The organism is Pseudoalteromonas phenolica (assembly GCF_044788725.1).
GTDB classification, from domain to species: Bacteria; Pseudomonadota; Gammaproteobacteria; order Enterobacterales; family Alteromonadaceae; genus Pseudoalteromonas; species Pseudoalteromonas phenolica_C.
The window spans coordinates 651,757-671,646 of sequence record NZ_CP173162.1; the positions used below are offsets into that span (position 1 = coordinate 651,757).

General features: G+C 41.3%; 26 protein-coding genes. 14 read left to right on the top strand and 12 right to left on the bottom strand.

Going from position 1 to position 19,890, the window contains the following annotated elements; genetic code table 11:
- Positions 1-82 precede the first annotated feature (82 nt).
- The 4 genes from ACH784_RS20355 to ACH784_RS20370 form a co-directional block, all read right to left on the bottom strand.
- On the bottom strand, positions 83-694 hold the full coding sequence (locus ACH784_RS20355) for an HAD family hydrolase (protein WP_404395516.1): 612 nt from the start codon (positions 692-694) through the stop codon (positions 83-85).
- Positions 695-700: 6 nt separating this feature from the next.
- Positions 701-910, bottom strand: a complete 210-nt coding sequence (locus tag ACH784_RS20360) for a hypothetical protein (protein WP_404395518.1) — start codon at positions 908-910, stop codon at positions 701-703.
- A gap of 9 nt (positions 911-919) precedes the next feature.
- The gene (locus tag ACH784_RS20365) at positions 920-1,528 is read right to left on the bottom strand and encodes a DUF998 domain-containing protein (protein ID WP_404395519.1); all 609 of its coding nucleotides are present in this window, start codon (positions 1,526-1,528) and stop codon (positions 920-922) included.
- A 293-nt stretch (positions 1,529-1,821) separates the two neighbouring features.
- Entirely contained in the window at positions 1,822-2,424 is a 603-nt protein-coding gene (locus tag ACH784_RS20370; RefSeq protein ID WP_404395520.1) for a LysR family transcriptional regulator, read from the bottom strand.
- A 131-nt stretch (positions 2,425-2,555) separates the two neighbouring features.
- Here ACH784_RS20370 and ACH784_RS20375 point away from each other — a divergent pair, with 131 nt between their 5' ends.
- A complete protein-coding gene (locus tag ACH784_RS20375; RefSeq protein WP_404395522.1) occupies positions 2,556-3,239 on the top strand; it encodes an FMN-dependent NADH-azoreductase in 684 nt (227 codons plus the stop codon).
- A gap of 39 nt (positions 3,240-3,278) precedes the next feature.
- On the opposite strand, the gene ACH784_RS20380 is transcribed toward ACH784_RS20375, so the two are convergent.
- The 7 genes from ACH784_RS20380 to ACH784_RS20410 all read right to left on the bottom strand — a co-directional run bounded on the left by ACH784_RS20380 (position 3,279) and on the right by ACH784_RS20410 (position 9,741).
- Complete coding sequence (locus ACH784_RS20380) at positions 3,279-3,623, bottom strand: Fis family transcriptional regulator (protein ID WP_404395524.1); 345 nt, start codon at positions 3,621-3,623, stop codon at positions 3,279-3,281.
- 215 nt (positions 3,624-3,838) lie between these two features.
- Positions 3,839-4,045 (bottom strand): hypothetical protein, encoded by a 207-nt coding sequence (locus ACH784_RS20385; RefSeq protein WP_390443109.1) that lies wholly within the window; start codon positions 4,043-4,045, stop codon positions 3,839-3,841.
- A gap of 135 nt (positions 4,046-4,180) precedes the next feature.
- Positions 4,181-4,591 (bottom strand): hypothetical protein, encoded by a 411-nt coding sequence (locus ACH784_RS20390; protein WP_404395526.1) that lies wholly within the window; start codon positions 4,589-4,591, stop codon positions 4,181-4,183.
- Positions 4,592-4,616: 25 nt separating this feature from the next.
- Complete coding sequence (locus ACH784_RS20395; protein ID WP_404395527.1) at positions 4,617-4,973, bottom strand: cupin domain-containing protein; 357 nt, start codon at positions 4,971-4,973, stop codon at positions 4,617-4,619.
- A 714-nt stretch (positions 4,974-5,687) separates the two neighbouring features.
- Positions 5,688-6,380: a polyphosphate polymerase domain-containing protein gene (locus ACH784_RS20400; RefSeq protein WP_404395529.1), complete on the bottom strand. Its 693-nt coding sequence runs from the start codon at positions 6,378-6,380 to the stop codon at positions 5,688-5,690.
- Complete coding sequence (locus ACH784_RS20405; RefSeq protein ID WP_404395531.1) at positions 6,377-9,013, bottom strand: hypothetical protein; 2,637 nt, start codon at positions 9,011-9,013, stop codon at positions 6,377-6,379. Before ACH784_RS20405 ends, ACH784_RS20400 begins: the two co-directional genes overlap by 4 nt.
- Positions 9,014-9,015: 2 nt before the next feature.
- Positions 9,016-9,741 (bottom strand): DUF4956 domain-containing protein, encoded by a 726-nt coding sequence (locus ACH784_RS20410; protein WP_138479081.1) that lies wholly within the window; start codon positions 9,739-9,741, stop codon positions 9,016-9,018.
- 258 nt (positions 9,742-9,999) lie between these two features.
- On the opposite strand from ACH784_RS20410, the gene ACH784_RS20415 reads away from it, so the two are divergent.
- Positions 10,000-11,400: a DUF1566 domain-containing protein gene (locus tag ACH784_RS20415; RefSeq protein ID WP_404395533.1), complete on the top strand. Its 1,401-nt coding sequence runs from the start codon at positions 10,000-10,002 to the stop codon at positions 11,398-11,400.
- A gap of 12 nt (positions 11,401-11,412) precedes the next feature.
- Positions 11,413-12,033, top strand: a complete 621-nt coding sequence (locus tag ACH784_RS20420) for a hypothetical protein (protein ID WP_404395535.1) — start codon at positions 11,413-11,415, stop codon at positions 12,031-12,033.
- 16 nt (positions 12,034-12,049) lie between these two features.
- Here ACH784_RS20420 and ACH784_RS20425 read toward each other — a convergent pair whose 3' ends face one another.
- Positions 12,050-12,733 (bottom strand): tRNA (adenine(22)-N(1))-methyltransferase, encoded by a 684-nt coding sequence (locus ACH784_RS20425; protein ID WP_404395537.1) that lies wholly within the window; start codon positions 12,731-12,733, stop codon positions 12,050-12,052.
- A 124-nt stretch (positions 12,734-12,857) separates the two neighbouring features.
- Between ACH784_RS20425 and ACH784_RS20430 the strand changes: the two genes are divergently transcribed.
- The 11 genes from ACH784_RS20430 (at position 12,858) to ACH784_RS20480 (ending at position 19,415) form a co-directional block, all read left to right on the top strand.
- Positions 12,858-13,253: a GFA family protein gene (locus tag ACH784_RS20430; RefSeq protein ID WP_404395539.1), complete on the top strand. Its 396-nt coding sequence runs from the start codon at positions 12,858-12,860 to the stop codon at positions 13,251-13,253.
- A gap of 10 nt (positions 13,254-13,263) precedes the next feature.
- On the top strand, positions 13,264-13,719 hold the full coding sequence (locus tag ACH784_RS20435; RefSeq protein WP_404395541.1) for a GNAT family N-acetyltransferase: 456 nt from the start codon (positions 13,264-13,266) through the stop codon (positions 13,717-13,719).
- A gap of 22 nt (positions 13,720-13,741) precedes the next feature.
- The gene (locus tag ACH784_RS20440) at positions 13,742-14,137 is read left to right on the top strand and encodes an ACT domain-containing protein (RefSeq protein ID WP_404395543.1); all 396 of its coding nucleotides are present in this window, start codon (positions 13,742-13,744) and stop codon (positions 14,135-14,137) included.
- A gap of 18 nt (positions 14,138-14,155) precedes the next feature.
- Entirely contained in the window at positions 14,156-14,617 is a 462-nt protein-coding gene (locus ACH784_RS20445) for an HIT family protein (protein ID WP_404395544.1), read from the top strand.
- Positions 14,618-14,721: 104 nt separating this feature from the next.
- Positions 14,722-15,318 (top strand): class I SAM-dependent DNA methyltransferase, encoded by a 597-nt coding sequence (locus ACH784_RS20450; protein WP_404395546.1) that lies wholly within the window; start codon positions 14,722-14,724, stop codon positions 15,316-15,318.
- 122 nt (positions 15,319-15,440) lie between these two features.
- Entirely contained in the window at positions 15,441-16,142 is a 702-nt protein-coding gene (locus tag ACH784_RS20455) for an aspartate/glutamate racemase family protein (RefSeq protein ID WP_404395548.1), read from the top strand.
- A gap of 39 nt (positions 16,143-16,181) precedes the next feature.
- The gene (locus tag ACH784_RS20460) at positions 16,182-16,739 is read left to right on the top strand and encodes a GNAT family N-acetyltransferase (protein ID WP_404395549.1); all 558 of its coding nucleotides are present in this window, start codon (positions 16,182-16,184) and stop codon (positions 16,737-16,739) included.
- A 40-nt stretch (positions 16,740-16,779) separates the two neighbouring features.
- The gene (locus tag ACH784_RS20465; protein WP_404395551.1) at positions 16,780-17,352 is read left to right on the top strand and encodes a hypothetical protein; all 573 of its coding nucleotides are present in this window, start codon (positions 16,780-16,782) and stop codon (positions 17,350-17,352) included.
- A 9-nt stretch (positions 17,353-17,361) separates the two neighbouring features.
- Positions 17,362-17,721, top strand: coding sequence for a hypothetical protein (locus tag ACH784_RS20470; protein WP_404395552.1), 360 nt, complete (start codon positions 17,362-17,364; stop codon positions 17,719-17,721).
- 13 nt (positions 17,722-17,734) lie between these two features.
- Entirely contained in the window at positions 17,735-18,604 is an 870-nt protein-coding gene (locus tag ACH784_RS20475; protein ID WP_404395554.1) for an NAD-dependent epimerase/dehydratase family protein, read from the top strand.
- A gap of 94 nt (positions 18,605-18,698) precedes the next feature.
- A complete protein-coding gene (locus tag ACH784_RS20480) occupies positions 18,699-19,415 on the top strand; it encodes an SIMPL domain-containing protein (RefSeq protein WP_138479061.1) in 717 nt (238 codons plus the stop codon).
- The last annotated feature ends 475 nt before the right edge of the window (positions 19,416-19,890 follow it).

Consider the following 19,890-nt stretch of genomic DNA (forward strand, 5'->3'; position numbering starts at 1 on the left):
ATTCAGTTAATGTAAATGAAAGTGAAAATTAGCTAGGTTAAATTTGGTCAATAGGAAAAGGCATTAAAGGTAGCAATGGTTTTTATTGCTTCACCCAATTCATATACCGTTCGTCGGCGAGAGACAAAAGTGCATGGTCTTCTGGTGTGTCACCATAGGCGTAAACACGTTTAAATTGGTTGAGATTGAACATTGATTTTACCCTCTCAGCCTTAGTGTGATTGCTCACATCTCCGTTTAGATAAAGCCCGGTAAATTTATCATTCTTAATCGCAAGCTCACTACAAACTAGCCCAATACCAAGTGACTCACACCAAGGTTCTAAGTACAGGTTTAGAGAAGCTGAAACCACAACAACGGTATCACCTTGTTGTAAGTGCCATTGCAAACGCTCAATGGCTTGTTTGCGAAGGTATTTGGGGATCACCGTAAGCGCGTATTCTTCTCCAAGAGGGCACAGGAAGCTAATGGGTTTGTTTTTATAAGCAACAAAGCTTGCTAACTTTCGCAAAGTTGGCGCTGGGAAAAGGCCTAGTTTATAAAATCCATATAAAGGAAGTAGTGTTAGCCTAATTAGCCAAGCGCGCTTTTTTGTCGCTGAAAATTTTAAGAATTTAGTGAACATATCGGCATCGGTTAAGGTGCCATCAAAATCAAAAAGGGCTAAGCTCTTATTACTTACTTTTTCAGTCATAAGGGCTTAACCCTGTAAATGAGCCAGCAAGTGCGGCTCAAGTTGCTTAATTAGGTTGACGACCTTTTTAGATTGAATATCTAAAAACAGCCAGCCATCAGTACCCATGATCTCTAGTTGTGATATTGCTAAATCGTTTCGATCAGACACTTCTCCTGACACTCTAAAAATACCTAACGGCGTATGAATGCGGCTAATTTCAAAAGATTGCTTCATTATTGATTATTAACTAAAAGAGATGACTAGAGAGAGCACGCTCAACCAGGCTAGCTGCGTGCCATAAGAAATACGCTGATATAGCCCGACTTTTTGTTTCTGAACATAGGCTTTTTTCATCAATATAAGGGTATAAATAGTAGCGATAAGGCTCATGATTGAAAAAGCTTTAAACGCGATGCTGTTAATGGCAGAGAGCGGCGCAATGAGCATGAATATAGGGGCAAGCAACAGTGAAAGCAACATAAATAACCCCGCCCATGAATGAATGTTACAGTCACGACTCGGTGCTTTGGTGTAAGGATCTGAGTCCATCGGAAAAAAGCCTGCAACCCAAGTGCCTAGCCCGTGCACGACAATACATACTCCAGTAAGCTGAAGCCATATATTAGGTTCTAAGTTAAAGACATAAATACCAAAGAGGCAAAACAGCACACCGAGCGGGTAGTTATTGATAAGCGGAGAAAATCTTTGTGTTGGACTGCCTACGGCACCTAATTCGCTACAAAACTGCTCGCTATGATTGTAGTTTGGGTAAAGCTTTGCTGCGGAATAAACGCCTAGTACCAGCCAAATTGACGCGATTAAACCCATTAAAGACATGACTTGTTCAAGCATCTGATAACTCTCCTTAATTCATCGTTTACTCGATGCTTATTGTTCCATTACAGCATGAGATTGTCTAACCATTCGATGAACATATGGGTGTGTCTAGTGGTATGTTTTTGTTTGTTTTCGATGTAGTAACAAAAGGCAGAATCGATAGCTTGGGTGTTCAATTCTTTAAGTAGTCCGGCTTGCAGGTATCCTTGAGTGAGTGTTTTTGAACAAAACACATAGGCGTTTTCGAGCATGGCTTGTTGAATGCCAAAAAGCTCTTGATCGAAATACTTAACGACAACTTGTTTGTCTTATAATGCATTAAGGGCAAGCCAGTCTTTAAGAGGGGCTTTGGGTAAATCGCTGTTTTTCCAATTGGTAGTGTAAATGGTCACGCTTTCACTGCTGATGAACCTATCTGCGATATGTGGCGCACTAAACAAATTAAATTGCTCACACTTGATGATATCTGCTTGGTTTTGTTGCTCACGTATTCCAAATCGAACGGGTAAGGTGAAGTTATCTGTTGTAAGTTGCTCACCACTGGTAATGTTGACAGTTATCTCAGGGAATTGCTGATAAAAGTGGTGTAGCGCTGGAATAAGGACTAAAGCGGCGAAGGATGAGGTGGTTGCAACATTGATCAATTTGTCTTTCGCCGTCACTTTATCAATACCAGCTTGTATGATGTTAAAGCCTTGGTTTGTGGCTTCTGCTAATTGTCTTCCTGCAGCTGTGAGCGTGACTTTTCTTGTTTCACGAGTAAATAAGTTCATATTAAGTCGTTGTTCAAGGTTGTTTATGTGGTGAGAAACAGCTGTGGGTGAAATTGCCAGCTCTGTGGCTGCCGCTTTAAAACTCCCCAATCTTGCTGCCGATTCAAATGCTTTTAGTGCGGGTAATGAAACATTCATAGCGGTTATCGTCAACTTAAAAAAGTAAAATAGATAAGTTTAACTCATCTGTAAATGTTTTTTACTCGTTTGTTTAAGTATCAAAAAGTGACAAAAATGACACTCAAATTAAACCAAAGAGGTATTAAAAAATGTGTGTTGTATTACATATAGATGCAAGCGTAAGAGCGGTTTCTAACGACAATCCTGATCATGACTCTATTTCTAAAAAGCTGGCAAGAAGATTTATCTCAGAGCTGAAAAAGCAAACTCACATAGATGAGTATATGTATCGAGATATCGGAGTGACCCCTCCGCAGTATATTACGCAAGATTGGATTGGTGCGGTGTTTACACCAAAGGCACAAAGAACGGGACAGCAACAGCAGATTTTGGCTCAGTCTGATATGTATATTGCTGAGCTTGCAAAAGCGGATCTGATTGTAATGTCATCGCCCATGTACAACTATGGTATGCCTGCACAGCTCAAGGCGTGGTTTGATCAAATTATTCGTATTAATGAAACCTTTGATTTTGACTTAGCCCGTGGCGATAAGCCTTTAGCGCCGTTAATGTCGGGTAAGACTTTGGTTATTATTACTTCAAGTGGTGAATTTGGCTTTGAAAAAGGTGGTATCAACGAAGCGCATAGTCATTTAGTGCCGCACCTTCGCACTTTGAGCAAATATTTGGGAGTTGATCAGATTTTTGAAGTTGCCTCTGAATATCAAGAATTTGCAGACGAACGCCATACAAAATCAATGAACATGGCACTGCAGAAATTAAGTGCTATTGTCAGTGTATTAGCTGATAAGAGAATAGTGAGCTTAAGTTGATTTCGGCTTTAGGTAACTAGCTGTTAGTTACCTAGCTTCCTAGTTGCCTAATCTTCTAGTCCAATTACCATTATTTTCAGCTAGGCAGTTTTCTTCAGAATCGTAGCTGACTACTTTAGCCACTGACTTTATTTTTAACTTCATCATATTTAACTCTTTACTGATAAGATCGAGTAAATATGCATTCTGTGACGATTTTAAGTAGTCATTCAATTGTTCGTTGGTATCAAACACACAGGTGATCTTTAAGCTATTTGGAAAATCTGAGTAGTTAGCTTGGTGAGTTAGCCACTGAAACCCTTCGATATCTTTGAGGGCGGCATCACACACTTGAGTCAGCGATTCTCTGAGTTGATTGTCTATTTTTTTATCGGACTTACGCATAGAAAAATTCCTGAACTGCTCTATCACATTTATTGGTTTTGGCGGGCAGTATACAGGGCTAAAAGCCATTTGAAATCGAATTATATAGGCAAAGCTGATCATAGGGGTTATCTCATTGTTGTAACCTCATCCTGTGGTTGTGAAAAATGGCAAAGCCAGAGTATGCACGATGTAATGGCATTACCCTGGCAGATAGAATTTAAAGTCGTTTTGCATCAGTTGTACCCTAATACACAAGCTTCTTCGCGAGACGCTTCATGCTTTTCACCCATAAATTGCTCATTTAAATCATGCAATTTACACTCTTGTTTAGCCATCATCTCAAGCACTTGTTTGCGATAATCGTGTGAGCTATTGAAAAGCTGTGCATTTAATTCAGGAAATAATTCTTTAAGGTTTTGATAAGTAGTTAGCGTATACATGGCGGCTTCCTCTTTACTTCATCTTTAATTTACTCACCATAGATAAAGCAGAGGCTGTGCCAATTGTAACTCATTGATAATTAGTTAAACGAAACTTTTAAATTTCGTTTTGAAACTTATTTTGCAATTTGCGAATTAATTTGAGAGTTTTTTTGAAGTGCTGGTGGCAAGAGTACAGTGAGTAATATAAACACCAATGTGTTTATCTTTATAGTGATGGTTAAAGTTGTTGATATAGCTGATATGTGTTTCGAACCCATGCATAGTCAAAGCACTGGCTAGCTCTTCAATGACTTCGAAATCTTTCACAAGCTTTGGGGTAAGAATCGAGTTATGAAGCATGCCATTTGGCAACTCAGCGTCAGATTTGACCACAGTTACCTGTTTAATCTCCTCTAAGGCAGAGTAAATCTTTGTGAGTTCATCAGGTGAACACCAAGGAGCAATGACATGCACTTTGCTTTTGGCTGCACAGCCTAACAAATAGGTGCTTGCTAGGCATACAAAAGGCAGTAGAAGAAAAGGTCTTAATTTTGAGATCGCCACAGCTTTACTTTTTAAAATATGAAAATTACAGCTTGCTGTTTTTGATTTCAGTTTCAACGATGATGACTTCAGTGTCGCCGATATTTTTAACATTGTGTGTGCCGCCAGGCATATACAGAGTTTGGCCATCTTTTACAGTAATAATACGGTCAGGCTTACTGGTATCTTCAGGCGTGATGGCAAGTACGCCACCTTTAACAAAATACACAACGCGGTTTGCATAAACATGAGTATGTACGCCTGACTCGCTGCCCGCAGGGTAAGTGGCTCTGATCACTTCAACGTCTGTGTTATCGAGTAAAATTTCTTTTTTCGCTTTGGTGACTGCAAAGCTCGATGTGCTAGCGATGAGGATCGTGGCTAGAAGTGTGTATTTCATCATGTTGATATCATTGTTGTTTTAAGTTGTTAAATACTATGACGCATTTTAAATGTACTGCAAAGCGCGATATAAAATCGCGCCTACAGGCTTGCTACAAAAGCCATTTTTAACCTGTTAGTCACCCTGAACTTGTTTCAGGGTCTATTAGCTATTTGATGGATCCCGAAACGAGTTCGGGATGACGCGGTGATTATTTTAGAGTTACGCGATATAAAATCACGCCTATTGGGATTGAACAAGCGCGGTCTCAACTGTGGCTGTAGGTGAGGGGTTAGCCCTCGCAAAAAGGTGAGGTTTGCGCGATATAAAATCGCGCCTACAGGCTTGCTGCAAAAGCCATTTTTAACCTGTTAGTCACCCTGAACTTGTTTCAGGGTCTATTAGCAATTCAATGGATCCCGAAACGGGTTCGGGATGACACGGTGTTTATTGTAAATTTGCTTGATATAAAATCGCGCCTACAGGGAGTGAATTTGTGCGGTTTCAACTGTGGCTGTAGGCGAGGGTTTAGCCCTCGCAAAAAGGTGAGATTTGTGCGATATAAAATCGCGCCTACAGGGAGTGAATTTGTGCGGTCTCAACTGTGACTGTATGCGAGGGTTTACCCCTGCAAAAAGGTGAAATTTGCGCGATGTAAAATCGCGCCTACAGGGAGTGAATTTGTGCGGTCTCAACTGTGACTGTATGCGAGGGTTTACCCCACGCACAACATAGCTATTGCCACATCAGTTGTCGAATACCATTCACATATTTTGAATGACGGGACTGACGAAGCGGGCAAGTAGCTAACAAACGGCTTAGCTCTTTCTCAAATTCAGCATCAGCTTTGAGCTCAAGCAACACATAATCTCCGAGCGGCACACTTCTATGCAGGTTTGCATCGGCTTTATACCTTTGGTCATAGACGCAAATATTTTTATCAAATGTCGCTCTGATTTTCTGGCAGTTCGAAATAAAATATTGGCGTGTATAGCGGCAGATTAGCACGGGCGTGTGCTCAACGCCCCAAAGCAACTGCCCTTGCTCAGGCAATTTGTCAAAGCTAAGTTTTAGCGCTTTGGCCCAGCTAAACTCTGGGTCATCAAAATCAAATTGGGTATCGAAAGTGACCTTGTAACCTTTCCCCCCCTGACGATGTTTAAACTCCAGTTTGGCTTTATTGGCATCATCGAGCTGATTGTACCAACGAATGCGTACTTTCTTGCGGACACTGATCCCACTGAGGTTTTCTTCATAGCGCTCTAAATGAGGGGTGTCCAAATATAAGCTGTTTACATCCCGGTCTGGAAAATGCGGCTTAAACCATAAAGCATGAGTCATTAGCCATATTCTAACTTCTTCTAGACGGTTAAGCGGAATAGGGATCTTAACCTCGAAGCGATAATTTGGTGTGTTATCTGTATTCATCTTGGTTTATCCGATTTCATAATTGTTCTGTAAAGGCCCTTTACATCGAGGTCTTGGCTATCTATTGCAGTGCCATTAATGGTGAGCACGCTGCCAGTTTCGACGGTGATTTTATTTTCACATTGCGCGTCTAAGCAGTTAAATTCACTGACATCTAAAATTGCACCACCAAAAATTGGCTTTTTCGAATAGCTCATAAGGGCATGATGTTTAACGTTCTCAGCCGTGATATTGGTTGCAGTTATCTTGGTATCATCTTTGGCAACTAGGCCGAAATTAACGTTATTAAAGCGGGCAGTATTAACGATTAAATGACTGCGCTCACCACCTGATATGGCTTTGTCTCGTACACCATTGAATGACACATTATTGAGTGTAAGTTTTGAACCACTGACATCAATACCGTCTCCGCCAGAGCGAAAACCTATGCTTCTAAACTCACTGTCATTGACGGTGCCCACGCAAAAGTCACAGTCAAAGGCATCAGACAACGCATTGGTGATCAACATGCGATTAATTTCGATATCGCCATTAATGATGTTTAAGCCATCTTCTGACTGATTTTCACTAATGTGAATGTCTTCAAGCAGAACAGGTGTTTTAACAAAATAGGTTGCACCGCGCGGTTGCCATAAGCCCAGTTTCGGATTACTCGAATAGCTGATATTGAGATGTCTAACAACCGACTTGGGGCTGTACTCGTTTGAGAATACGCTGAGCCCTGACCATTTTCGGCTACTGACTTGCTTAGTTAATGACGCCGGGTTATCCGCAGTGCCTTTCACTGTTAAGTGGCCGAACACCATCAAGCCCGCTTTGGTTGCAAACTCTAAGTGAGCGCCTGCAGGCAAAACTAATTCAGTGTTATCCGGGGTCACCAAAAAATCGTTAATTTGCCAAGTTCCCGGTTTTACATACCAATGCCCTTCATTGACTTCAATAAACGGGTATTGACTCATTAATGAAGTATTTAAAGGCTGTGGGCGAGGAATAAAGTGCAGTGGCGCGATGTCTTTTTTAAACTGAAACGTAGCAATTTTCTTGCTCGCTAAGGCTGCACGTAAATCAACTGCAACAATGTCAGCAGGTAGGTTAATGTCGAGTGTCTCACCTGGGTTCAATACCCGAGGAAAATCCGCGTTAACCTCCTCAAGCTCAGAGCGATCTTCATAGCGATTAAGACCGGTGATGCTTTTTAAGTGCAGTGGTTCTTTATCGTTGTTGACGAGTTTTAATACGCCAGTTCCAGATTTAGAATTAAAGCGCGCTAAGATATCCCAATTGGCGTGGCCTGCGTAATCCTGCATATGTTGGTGCAGGCTCGCATCAAACTGTCCAATATTTTGGCAGTCAGCACCTTGATAATCACTTTGCCAGCACATGACTTGCGTTTTCATAAGCGTTAAATCAAAAGGTGCCAATAATGGGCTGTCGCCATGTAATTTGTTCAGTAGTGTTTGCTCATAGGCTTGTAATTCAGGGATTAAGTTTTGATTAATACGTTCAATTAAGGTTTGCTTGGCCATATCATAATGAGAGCGAATAATAGGATCGTCTAACATGGCTTTTGACAATACAAAGTCGTGGCTTGGTGGTGTCATCAACCAATTGTGTTTAGCTGGTGTAACCGCTACATCACTTTGGATAGGTTCAAATTTGGCTAAATGCGGATTGTAATACCAGCGCCAGTTATTCCATGTGAGTGCATGCCATGCGCCCCACAGGTCAACCGTGGCTAAGTATTGGCCCATTTTTTTTGCATCAAATACATCACTGGCAGGGCGTTTTTTATTTAAAAAATCATCCAGTAGCGCAAGTGCAATTTGTCTTTGTTGGCTCAGAGCTGGGTTGCCGAGAATGGTGCCACGTTGCAACTCTCGAGGTTTAAGCACGCGCGTGATCTCACCAGCACTATTTTGAGTTTGTTCATGTATATCGAGTCGAGCTATTAAACCTTCGGTACGATCATTCACAGCAAGTAATGATTGGCTAAAGGCTTGCTCTACAAACATGGTGCCCCAATCGACGCCGTTAAGTACGACGCGAACTGGAATGTTTTTAGGCGCAATAATATCAAAGTCAGCCAACTCCATCGTTTTACTGAATAAGCTAGGGCCTTGATGAATACGCACATTGGGGGCGACTAAAGCAAATTTTCTAGATTCAAATAAGGCTTTTTTCTTTTTTAGTTCAAAGCGCAATGACCAACGGGTGTCGTTGCTAACATGATCAAGCATGTCACCTTGAAGACGCACTTTGGCAAAGTACTTTTGTTGGTTTAAGTAAAGAGTGGCATTCACTTGATTGCGCTGCTCGGCAATGATGCCGTTTTTAAGCGCGTTGTTTCTATCTTGTTCAAGTTTGAGCCAGTCCTGATATTTAATATCGACTTTGATAACAGGCAAGTCTTTATCGGCAGTCAGCAGGCGCTTAGGTGCAAGGCTGATGTCTTGCACCAATTGCATGAGTTTGCTCTTACCATCTTCGTAGTGGGCAACATAGCCGTTGTGGATCAGGGCTATTTTTACTGCATTCACTGAGGGTATTAACAGTAATATAAGAATTAACACGCCCAACATAAACGCCTTGCGTTCGGGTGGGGTGTAGGCGGCTTTAGGCGTATCGAGTCTCATAACTACACTCCCGCAATATTGTGTTGCTCAAGCAGTGAAATGTTGATTCCTTGGTACTTTTGCTTCAATGCATGCATGAATTCATCGATTTGTTTGGCTTCTTTGATTGAGATAAAGAAAGCGGCATCGAAGTGTTGCTCGCCAGTATCAAAGCGGCGCAATTCAAGGCGATCAACATACTGCTCTAAAATGTTTTTTACATCCGAAATCGCAATGTTCACATCGGGGTCATCGCTGCGATAGTTGAGCGATAGAAATAAGCCGTTCTCTTGCACATCTTTACTGTGGCGCTTCTTAACCCAAGTCACTAACAATAGAGTCACAACACAAGCGACAATGGCTGCAAGGGTTTGTCCTGCACCAAGGGCTACTGCTACACCTATGTTTAAGAATAAATAAACAAGCTCTTCAGGCTCTTTGATGGGTGTTCTGAAACGCACAATCGATAATGCACCAACTAAACCAAGCGCTAAAGCAAGCGATGCTTTGACCACAGTGATGATTAAAATAACTGTGAGCATAAGCAGCGGAAAAAGGCGAGAGAAGTCTTGGCGATTACAAAATGCACTGGCGTACTTTCTAAAGTGGTAGCCAATTAAACTCGCCATAATAAAGCCCATTAGCAAGTTCAAAATTAAAGCGCCAAGTTGCACACTGGCATAAGGGAAAAACATCGAGCGGATGTCTTTAGGTAAAAACGCAATTAAGAGGGGGTCGACAGTTTCCATAATCAGTCCTATTTATGATCTAGCAGTATAAGCGCGATGGATTTACTATCGAACCTGAGCTTCTGATAAGAGATAAACTAATCATTGGTATCAAAATTAATAAATCTCTTATTTATAGCTCAGGTTCACTCCAAATCCTTATCGGTATACTTAAGTTGTAAAATTAACTGGGGAAATTGCAAACTTTGTGCGCAATTTTTTTTGGTATAAAAATTGAGCGTTGGTTTTTATTGAATAGGCACAAATGAGATATGGACTATGATTTTACTGAAAACTGCGCCAATATTGGTTTTACTGGGCTTAACAGCGGGTTGCAAATATGAGCCTGTGGCTGAAAATAAACCAACGACAGCGAATAATACGACTTCAAACGCATCGGGAAATTCGCAAAATGCAAATACAACTGCACCCTTAGCGCGAATTGAAATTGCAAAATGCGACGGTGAATGCACCTGTGATGAAATTGTGTCGCCTTATAACGATACCGGCGTGACGTTCGCCGGGGATTATCCTGACACTAACTTACCGCAATGTGATTTACAGTCGGGGTTCAACCAAGACTGCACCACGGGCAGAGATACGCAAGCTAACTTAATGAAAGTCGGCTCAGGTGATGCGAGTTTTGATTACACTAAACTAGATGCACAAGGTCAGCCGTTAGCGGCTGATGCTGAGCAATGGCAATGTGTGCTTGATAATGTCACTGGCTTAATTTGGGAAGTTAAGAGCCCTGAAGGCTCAGGTTTACCTCAAGACAGCAGCTTTTCTTACTCTTGGTTTGATGAAAACCTACCAGACTATTCAACCGCTGATAATGGCGTGTGCGATGATAACTGCGACACGCAAAGTTACCTTGAAAAGCTCAATGCCAAAAAGCTCTGTGGTTTTGATGATTGGCGACTGCCTAACAAAATCGAGCTACAAGACTTGGTGCATTATGGGCGCTCTCAACCGAGTATCGATGCAGATTACTTTCCTAATACTAAGCTGGGTTTTTACTGGACCAGTAACTTAGATGCCGATGACTCTAATAGTGCATGGTCGGTCGGCTTTAGTTATGGCCGTGTTGCTGGAGGCGTTAGCTCAGAGCCAAGAATGGTGCGAGCGGTGCGAGGCACCCCCAACCTCTATGCCTTTTCGAGTAGCTTGAGTGACACAGAAATCACCGCGGTGAATCGTCAGCAATTTGCTTCTAAACAACGTTGTAATGAAAAAATCAGTTTTACTAGCCCCGCAGAGCGCTATTTGCAAGATGACCAAGGCAATATTCTCGATAAACAAACTGGGCTAATTTGGAAGCGCTGCGCAGCTGGCTTAAGCGGCGAAGATTGCGAACAAGGTGAAGCCGAATTTATGGATTGGCAGCAAGCTTATCAATATGTTGCTACGCTCAATGATGAAAGTCCAAATTCAAATTGGCGATTACCCAGCATCAAAGAGCTACAAGCCAACAATGAATTTGCTTGTGAGGAGCCTGCGTTAAACCCATTTGCTTTCCCAAATATTCCTATGGGTAAGGTTTGGAGTGGCACGCCGCATAATAAATTTGAAGACAGCAGTTATAACTACGAATATCAAAACAGTATTATTTTTTACAGCGCTCGCACCGTTAAGCACTTTGTGCATGCAGTAAAGAGCTGTGCTGCGAATACCAAATAGAAGGAGAGCAGTATGAAATACGCTAAACATGCTTTATTTGCTGGTGCCCTGTTGTTAAGTGGTGTAAGCAAAGCCGAAAACGTTAATTTTTATAATTATTCTTATGGCTTTAGTTATCAGGCTTTGAGTGTCAATGACATCAATGAAGGCACAGAATTGGATATGCAAGTAGACGATATGGCCCATTCCATTGGTATTTATTACAAAGGTGAACCGCGCAGCTTTTACCAGTTCGCCATCGGTTTAGACTATGTGTATATTGAAGACGACAACCCGTTTAGTGAGGATGTAAAAAACGCCGTTACCGGTGAGAAGCTTAGTAGAGAATCGAGTGTGACGGGCACCTCAATTTATGGCGAATTGGGTTTGATTTTAAAAGATCACTTAGTCGAGAACCTCACCATAGGTGTACTTGGCGGCTATCGATATAACAATATCAGTCGATCAATTTTCCGCTGTAGCAGCTGTGAAGAGCAAGAGCTCGATAATTTCAAAAGCTCGAGTTATGTGAAGCCGTTCATTGAATACCAGTTCACCCGTCGTATTCATGTGCAGCTTGGCTATAGTCATTATTTTAATGATGAAGGCTTTGATAGTAGCATTGGGCTGCACATTAGTTTTATGTCGTTATAACAATTTTTTAAGTCGACTAAAGACTTGTTTTTAGTGCTGGAATAACTTGCTTGTAAGCAGAAATAATATGCGCCACATCGCTATTTTTGCCTTTGGCAATGCGTTGATAATGGCTGAGCGTTTGTTTCAAGTATCGCTCAGCCACCTCGAGCTGTACTTCATTGTCAGCTTGCCAGATCTGCTCACCGACCGCCGAGACTGGCTGGTTGTTTGATTTAGATGACAGCAATATGACTTCGTAATAACGTTTGTTATCTTCAACTAAAGCCTCTTGCACTAAACCTAATTTCAGTTCATTGAGCTTGGCTCTTAGCATGAATAGGTGATGCACAGGGCAAACTAAGTAATCAATATCTAAATTTGGATGTTGCGCATTGATGCTTGCTATAAATTGCGCGGTTAAATCGCCACCCACGCCAGCAATAATGACTAAATGTTTGCCTTGATGATTTTGCAAAGGCAGATGCGATACATCTAAACAGTGAACTTGCCAGTTATGCTCGTCATAAAATGCTTGCAGCTTATTTTCGAGACTTAACATCAGCTCAGGCACAATATCGACAAAATGTACGGTTTCATTGCTTTGCTTATCTAAAAGCGCAGCGCCTAAATAGCCATGATCACAGCAGCAGTCCCAAATATGATCATAGTGAAGTGACACCATAGACTCGATTAATTTTAAGCGTTTGCTGAGTTTCAAAATTAGGCCCTGATCTGAAAGTATAAATATAACAAAATACGCTATTGTAAGACGTTTAAAAATTTTGGCGAGTATCTTAAGGATTTAGTGTTAAGGTGTTCCACTTAAGTGAAAATAAGGAAGTATGATGCAAGCGAGCTGTCATAGTGGTGATGTCACCGTAGAACTGTTACAACCCATTGATTTAGTTACGAGTTGTAATTGCTCAATTTGTTATAGGTATGGAGCAATTTGGGCCTATTTCTCTCCTCAAAACGTCAAAATTAGTTCGCTAAAAAGCGAGACAAAAATCTACAGCCATGGTGATAAGTTAATCGACTTTCATCATTGTACTGGTTGTGGGTGTATAACCCATTACACCCCGACTGAGTTAGGCAATGCTGACCGAATGGCTGTAAATCTAAGAATGTTCAAACGAGATATATTAGAGCAAGTCAATATTCGTTATTTTGATGGTGCAGACTCATGGGCTTTTTATGAGCCAAATGTGACCCAAAAGGCACTTACTTCTTCAGTTTAGGAGTAAAAATATGGAAATTCAGAGAGTTAACAGTGAAGACTTAACCGCTATTACAAATTTAGTCGAAGCCGTCTCTAAAGTTGCTGTGCTACCGCATTTTAATGAGCAAGGTAAGCAAGAGTATATTGCACGCGTGCTACCCGATATAAAAACGACATTCGACAATGATGACTTTGTTACTGTAAAAGCAATATCAAACGACACATTATTAGGCTTTGCCGCAATGAGAGCCGGAAATTACCTCACGCATTTGTTTGTGTCGCATCAAGCACAAGGGCGAGGTATAGGGCAAAAGTTACTGCAATACTTACTTGATTCAACAGATGCGCAAGAGATAAAACTTCGTTCAGCAGTTAATGCCGTCGATTTTTATTTAAAACATGGTTTTGAAATAACCGAGCAAGAAGGTGAGTTTAATGGCATACGATTTGTGCCAATGTCATTGATAAGGTCAACATTGTCGTAAGTTGATGCATAAAGGAGAAAACATGTCTGGTATTAAAGAGTTAGAGACGCTTTTACAAAGTATGTCACCTGAATTACAAGATGGGGAGTTTGTTTTTTGTACTGTAAAGAGCTCGCTTTCTGAGGTTGTGTCGTTGCAACCAATTGCGACCTTTATGGAGCAAGAAGCGCTTACTGTAATTGTTGAAAAGCAACAAGCAGAGCAAGCAAACCTAAAGTTTGATGGTGTGTTTAAACTCATCACCTTAACCGTGCATTCAAGCTTAGATGCCGTGGGCTTAACGGCTGCAGTTGCCACTAAACTTGCAGAGTATGGTATTAGCGCGAATGTAGTTGCAGCGTTTTTTCATGATCATATTTTTGTACAAATCGACAAGGCAGAGCAGGCTATGTTGGCTCTAGCAGAATTTGGTAAGTAGCAATAAAGGAGCTTTACTTTGAGTTGTATTTTTTGTGACATAGTCGCAGGCAAATCACCATGCCACAAAGTATGGGAAGACAATGAGCATTTGGCATTTTTGTCTATATTTCCTAATACAAAAGGGTTTACGGTCGTAATTCCGAAAGAGCATCATTCGAGCTATGCGTTTGCCCAGTCTGATGAAGTATTATCTGAACTTGTCCTAGCGACGAAAAAAGTGGCGCTTTTATTAGATAAAGCGTTTGATGGTGTGGCTCGTACAGGCATGTTTTTTGAGGGATATGGGGTAGACCATCTTCATAGTAAGTTGTTTCCAATGCATGGCACAGGAAACAATTCTGAATTCAAATTGATTGAAGCGAATATCAATAAATTCTTCGACCGTTATGAAGGGTATTTGTCATCTCATGACTTCGAGAGAGCCGATGATAACGTGTTAAGTCAATTAGCTGCGCACATACGATCTATGGACGAGTAAGGTATGGTATGCCTGTAATTTTGTTTGGGTAATTATATAATTTGCTTTAATTTGTCGTGTTCACATCAAGATATCTCTAATTTAGAACTAAGTAAGGCTTTGCCATGAAACCTGAAGAAATAGGCAAAGCCTATGATCAAATAACCGAGCGTTGGGCTGCAGATACTTTCAACATGTCTAACGGTATTACGCAGCATGAAAAAGCCATTGCCTTTACTCAAAACAGAGGACAAGCGCTTGATATTGGCTGTGGTCGTACAGGGCGGTTTATTGAATTGTTGTCTCAAGCAGGTTTTGATGTTTCAGGGCTTGATGTCTCCCAAAAGATGCTCTCGCTTGCAAAACAGCGACACCCGCAAATCACTTTTGTGCACGCTGACATCTGCAGTTACGACTTACCTCATAAATATGACTTTATTACTGCATGGGACAGTATTTGGCATATTCCATTAAGTGAGCAGCGCAATGTTATCGCTAAAATCGTTAACAGTTTAAATGCGGGTGGGGTGTTTGTTTTTTCATTTGGTGGCACTGAGTCAGAAGGCGCACATACTAACTGCGCTATGGGCCCTGAGGTTTATTACTCTTCTTTAGGCACCAATGGTTTTGTGACGCTGCTAATGGAGTTGGGCTGTACCATTAAGCATCTGGAGTTTGACCAATACCCTGAACTGCACACTTATATCATTGCCCAAAAGTAAAGTTCCCAAAAGCAAAGAAGCAGAAGAGCAACCTAAAAATCATACTGACAAAATAGGGTTGCTGCTTAAGACATTTTCTGAAAAAGTGAGTGTATAAAAATATATCAATAGGAGCGCTCACCATGAAAACAATAGGCCTATTAGGTGGAATGAGTTGGGAGTCTACGGCAAGTTATTACAAGGCCCTGAATGAAGGCATTAAAGCTAAATTGGGCGGCTTAAACTCTGCAAAAATTTGCTTGTATAGTGTTAACTTCGACGAGATTGAGCAGTTACAACATCAAGGCAAATGGGCCGATACCGCAGTGATACTTGCCGATGCAGCACAATCAGTCGAACGTGCTGGTGCAGACTTTTTGATGATTTGTACCAATACCATGCATAAAGTAGTGCCAGAAATAGAAGCACACATTAGTATTCCTATTCTTCATATTGCCGATGCGACAGCACAGCGTTTAGTGCAAGATGGAGTTTCGAAAGTTGGCTTATTAGGCACCCAGTTCACCATGGAACAAGACTTTTACAAAGGCCGTCTGCGGGAAAAGTTTGATATTGAAGTTATTGTGCCCGACAAAGATGACCGCGAGACTATTCATAAGGTGATCTACGATGAATTATGTCGTGGGATCATCAATCAATCTTCCCAAGAGCAATACCTCAAAATTATTACCCACCTTCATGAACAAGGTGCACAAGCGGTGATCTTAGGGTGTACTGAAATTGCTTTATTGGTTAATCAAGCGAGTACCTGTATTCCATTGTATGACACCACCGAAATTCATGCCCAGCAAGGGGTTGAGTTTGCGTTAAAAGACAGGCTTTAGATGTTTCAACTTTTAGAAATTTTAAACAAGGAGTGAATAGTGAACTTCCCAGACTTGCAAACCGAGAGGTTGATATTAAATCAACTCAATGAGCAAGATACCTCAGCGTTATTTGCTATTTTCTCTGATAAGAAGGTGATTCAATATTACGATATTGATGCTTATCAAACAGAATCACAAGCGCAGCAATTAATTGAATTTTTTAATAAAAGATATTTAGAAAACTTAGGCATTCGCTGGGCAATACGCCTTAAAGAAAACGGTCAACTGATCGGAACTTGTGGTTTTAATTCACTGAATGAAAAAATGAAGCATGCAGGTATAGGTTATGAACTTGCTGCTAATCAGTGGGGGTATGGGTATGCGTCTGAAGCGATCAGTAAAATCATCGAACTGGCATTTTCGAGTGTATCTCCGTTTTGCGAGCTTTATAGAATTCAAGGCGATACTATGATTGGCAATGAAGCCTCCGAGGCTGTTTTAAAAAAGCTGGGTTTTAAAGAGGAAGGAGTTCGCCGATCGAGTGGCTTTTGGAAAGGTGAATTTCATGATTTGAAGTGTTTTGGCTTAATCAAACCTGAGTTTAAGGCTCTATAGTCGTGCCTATTTGCCCTCAGTTTGCTCTATGTGAGTCAAAATGAAACAAACAAAAGTCATAGCCTTGTGCGGTGTTTCTGGCGCTGGGAAAACCTCAGTTATTAAATGCCTTGCAGAAGAGTGTAATAGCCCGACTTTATTGTTCGACGATTTTGTTGAGCCGAACACTTACCCTTTAGATATGAAGACATGGCTGCATCAAGGTGCTGATGTATCGCAAATAAAGTCACCCAGATTTACAAAAGCACTCAGTGAATTAAAAACGCTCAGTGAATTAAAGGTACATAGTGATTCGCAGATGATTTTTATCGAAGAACCCTTTGGGCGAGAGAGGGCTGAAATCGCCCATTTAATTGATTATGTGATCATGCTCGATATGCCTATGGAAGTGTGTTTATCAAGAGTGATCCAGCGCCACCTCAAACACAGCAATGACCCAACAAAAAGCCTAAGTAACTATTTGCGAAAATATGACGACCATTTACGAGATGTTTATATTAGGGTGTCAAATCAGGTAAGAGAAAATAGCGATCTAGTTGTCACAGGGTTAGAGGATGTTGTAGGTTTGGCTTCAATACTCTCGAAATGGTTAAAAAATAAAGAAAAATTTTAAGGATAAGAAATGGATTTATTTGATATCTTTCAGCAATATCAAATTCAAAAAAATAATTCAGAGTCATTAGAACGAACCAGACAAGTTCAACGTCAAGCAACTGATAACCAGGTAGATATCGTTGAGCTACAAAGCAAAATTGATCATCTATCACTTGTTTGCATGGCTTTAAGTGAGTTAATAGCAGAAGTAGGGTTCGATCGAGAAATGCTACTTGCCAAAATGAAAGAAATTGACTTGAGAGATGGAAAGGCCGACGGTAAGTTTGCGCCTCAAAATCGTTGTACAAGTTGCGATAGAGTTGTATCGGCTCGCCATTATACTTGTTTGTATTGTGGCACGAAGTTGAATAAGAACAGTCCATTTTAAATAAGAGATATCCATGAAAGTGTTAGTGACGGGCTCTTCGGGAAGAGTCGGGCGTGCAATTTATATTAAGTTAATGCGCACCCATCAAGTTGTAGGCCTAGATAAAACACCTTGCTCTACCGCCGATTTCATTGGTGATATTCGCGATAAAACGCTGATCCAGCAAGCCCTCGAAGGGGTCGATGTCATTATTCATACCGCAGCCTTACATGCGCCTCATGTCGGATTATTATCTGACGATGAGTTTCAATCTATTAATGTCGATGCCACAGAGCAATTAGCCCTTGAGGGCATCAAACTGGGGGTAAAGCAGTTTATTTTCACCAGTACCACCGCACTGTATGGTCATGCATCGACTCCCGAAAACACCGCTGGCTGGGTGAATGAGCAAATCACCCCACAGCCAAAAACAGTGTATCACCGCAGTAAAATTGCCGCAGAAGACAAGCTGAAAAGTATTTCTGATGTTTTTAAACTGCCTGTGACCGTACTGCAAATGTCTCGCTGTTTTCCTGAGCCGGCCGACTTAATGGCGGTATATCGACTCACTCGGGGTATCGACGCACGTGATGTGGCAAGTGCGCATTTAGCGGCGTTAGACACGCGTCTTGCTGGGTTTAATCGTTTTATTGTTTCAGGCAAAACCCCGTTTAAAGCATCAGATTGCCCGCGTTTATTCAATGACGCCGCAGGTTTAATAAAAGAGCAAGCCCCAGAATTGGCGAAGATGTTTTTACAGCGAGGATGGACGCTACCCAATCAACTAGACCGAGTTTATGATTCTTCTGCGGCACAGCAAAAATTGGGGTGGCAACCAAAACATGGTTTCGAGTCGGTGCTCGATATGCTTGATAATGAGTTGGCAGAAGTTTTACCTATATAAATAAATTTAAGTTTGTACCGCTCATATTTGGTTAAGTTAGCTGAGCTATGATTTAGCCTGTGAAATAGAAATAACAAAAATTTAAGGACGTGTGATGCAACCTAAAGCAAACAACAATCTGCTATTGGCAGCGGGGATCTTTTTGGGCCTGACATTATTTGCAGTTATCGCCTCGAATGCAGCCATTTCAATTAAAGAATATGAGCGCACTGTTACTGTAAAAGGTTTGTCTGAGCGCGAAGTGCTGTCTGATGTGGTGATCTGGCCAATTCAATTTAGTGCTGCTGAAAATGACTTAAAAGCTCTGTATGAGTCACTTGATGAGAAAACCGCGCACATCAAAGACTTTTTAGAAAAGAACGGCATCAAGTCTGAAGATATTAGCTTTACTTCTCCGTCGGTGACTGACAAATCGGCGCAGCAATGGGGTGATAACGCTCGCGCTGAGTTTCGTTATACCGCGCAGCAAAACGTCACTGTCTATTCGCAAGACTTAGATGCGGTAAGAAACGTTATGGGTAAGCTATCTGAGCTGGGCAAACAAGGTATTGTATTTACCTCGGGTAGTTACCAGTTTCAAACCGAATATATTTACTCCAGCTTGAATGAACTTAAGCCTGATATGATCGAAGAGGCGACCAAAAATGCCCGTAAAGTGGCGACTAAGTTTGCTGAAGATTCAGGCAGTAAGTTAGGTAAGATTAAACGTGCTTCACAAGGTCAATTTAGTATTTCGGCACGAGACAGAAACAATCCGCATATTAAGAAAGTACGGGTTGTTTCAACCGTTGAGTATTATTTGTCAGATTGATTTTTCAGTAGGCGCGATTTTATATCGCGCTTTTTGAATGTTTTTGCGTGGGGTAAATTTATGTTGTAGGTCGGGCTTTAGCCCGACAAAGTGTTTAAACCAAGCCGGTATAAATTACCCGACATAAAGTTGGTGCTACCGAAGCATGAATACTTTGTCGCCGTAAACGACGACCTACATAAAAAATAGGCTGGTGGTTTCAGTAGGCGCGATTTTATATCGCACTTTTTGAATGTGTTTGCGTGAGGTAAACCCACACCTACAAAGATAAAGTTTGGCTTGTGGTTTAGGTAGGCGCGATTTTACATCGCGCTTTTTTGAACGTGTTTGTGTGGGGTAAACCCACACCTACAAAGATAAAGTTAGGCTGGTGGTTTTTGTAGGCGCGATTTTACATCGCGCTTTTTTGAACGTGTTTGTGTGGGGTAAACCCACGCCTACAAATATAAAACTAGGCAGGTGATTGCTGTAGGCG

What these genes read in the sequence shown, in the direction of transcription:
- ACH784_RS20400 (WP_404395529.1), bottom strand. Translation starts at nt 6,380, where the DNA reads ATGAATACAGATAACACACCAAATTATCGCTTCGAGGTTAAGATCCCT.
- ACH784_RS20355 (WP_404395516.1), bottom strand. Translation starts at nt 694, where the DNA reads ATGACTGAAAAAGTAAGTAATAAGAGCTTAGCCCTTTTTGATTTTGAT.
- ACH784_RS20470 (WP_404395552.1), top strand. Translation starts at nt 17,362, where the DNA reads ATGGATTTATTTGATATCTTTCAGCAATATCAAATTCAAAAAAATAAT.
- ACH784_RS20360 (WP_404395518.1), bottom strand. Translation starts at nt 910, where the DNA reads ATGAAGCAATCTTTTGAAATTAGCCGCATTCATACGCCGTTAGGTATT.
- ACH784_RS20475 (WP_404395554.1), top strand. Translation starts at nt 17,735, where the DNA reads ATGAAAGTGTTAGTGACGGGCTCTTCGGGAAGAGTCGGGCGTGCAATT.
- ACH784_RS20375 (WP_404395522.1), top strand. Translation starts at nt 2,556, where the DNA reads ATGTGTGTTGTATTACATATAGATGCAAGCGTAAGAGCGGTTTCTAAC.
- ACH784_RS20415 (WP_404395533.1), top strand. Translation starts at nt 10,000, where the DNA reads ATGATTTTACTGAAAACTGCGCCAATATTGGTTTTACTGGGCTTAACA.
- ACH784_RS20440 (WP_404395543.1), top strand. Translation starts at nt 13,742, where the DNA reads ATGTCTGGTATTAAAGAGTTAGAGACGCTTTTACAAAGTATGTCACCT.
- ACH784_RS20370 (WP_404395520.1), bottom strand. Translation starts at nt 2,424, where the DNA reads ATGAATGTTTCATTACCCGCACTAAAAGCATTTGAATCGGCAGCAAGA.
- ACH784_RS20385 (WP_390443109.1), bottom strand. Translation starts at nt 4,045, where the DNA reads ATGTATACGCTAACTACTTATCAAAACCTTAAAGAATTATTTCCTGAA.
- ACH784_RS20405 (WP_404395531.1), bottom strand. Translation starts at nt 9,013, where the DNA reads ATGAGACTCGATACGCCTAAAGCCGCCTACACCCCACCCGAACGCAAG.
- ACH784_RS20430 (WP_404395539.1), top strand. Translation starts at nt 12,858, where the DNA reads ATGATGCAAGCGAGCTGTCATAGTGGTGATGTCACCGTAGAACTGTTA.
- ACH784_RS20455 (WP_404395548.1), top strand. Translation starts at nt 15,441, where the DNA reads ATGAAAACAATAGGCCTATTAGGTGGAATGAGTTGGGAGTCTACGGCA.
- ACH784_RS20480 (WP_138479061.1), top strand. Translation starts at nt 18,699, where the DNA reads ATGCAACCTAAAGCAAACAACAATCTGCTATTGGCAGCGGGGATCTTT.
- ACH784_RS20380 (WP_404395524.1), bottom strand. Translation starts at nt 3,623, where the DNA reads ATGCGTAAGTCCGATAAAAAAATAGACAATCAACTCAGAGAATCGCTG.
- ACH784_RS20450 (WP_404395546.1), top strand. Translation starts at nt 14,722, where the DNA reads ATGAAACCTGAAGAAATAGGCAAAGCCTATGATCAAATAACCGAGCGT.
- ACH784_RS20435 (WP_404395541.1), top strand. Translation starts at nt 13,264, where the DNA reads ATGGAAATTCAGAGAGTTAACAGTGAAGACTTAACCGCTATTACAAAT.
- ACH784_RS20420 (WP_404395535.1), top strand. Translation starts at nt 11,413, where the DNA reads ATGAAATACGCTAAACATGCTTTATTTGCTGGTGCCCTGTTGTTAAGT.
- ACH784_RS20465 (WP_404395551.1), top strand. Translation starts at nt 16,780, where the DNA reads ATGAAACAAACAAAAGTCATAGCCTTGTGCGGTGTTTCTGGCGCTGGG.
- ACH784_RS20410 (WP_138479081.1), bottom strand. Translation starts at nt 9,741, where the DNA reads ATGGAAACTGTCGACCCCCTCTTAATTGCGTTTTTACCTAAAGACATC.
- ACH784_RS20365 (WP_404395519.1), bottom strand. Translation starts at nt 1,528, where the DNA reads ATGCTTGAACAAGTCATGTCTTTAATGGGTTTAATCGCGTCAATTTGG.
- ACH784_RS20395 (WP_404395527.1), bottom strand. Translation starts at nt 4,973, where the DNA reads ATGATGAAATACACACTTCTAGCCACGATCCTCATCGCTAGCACATCG.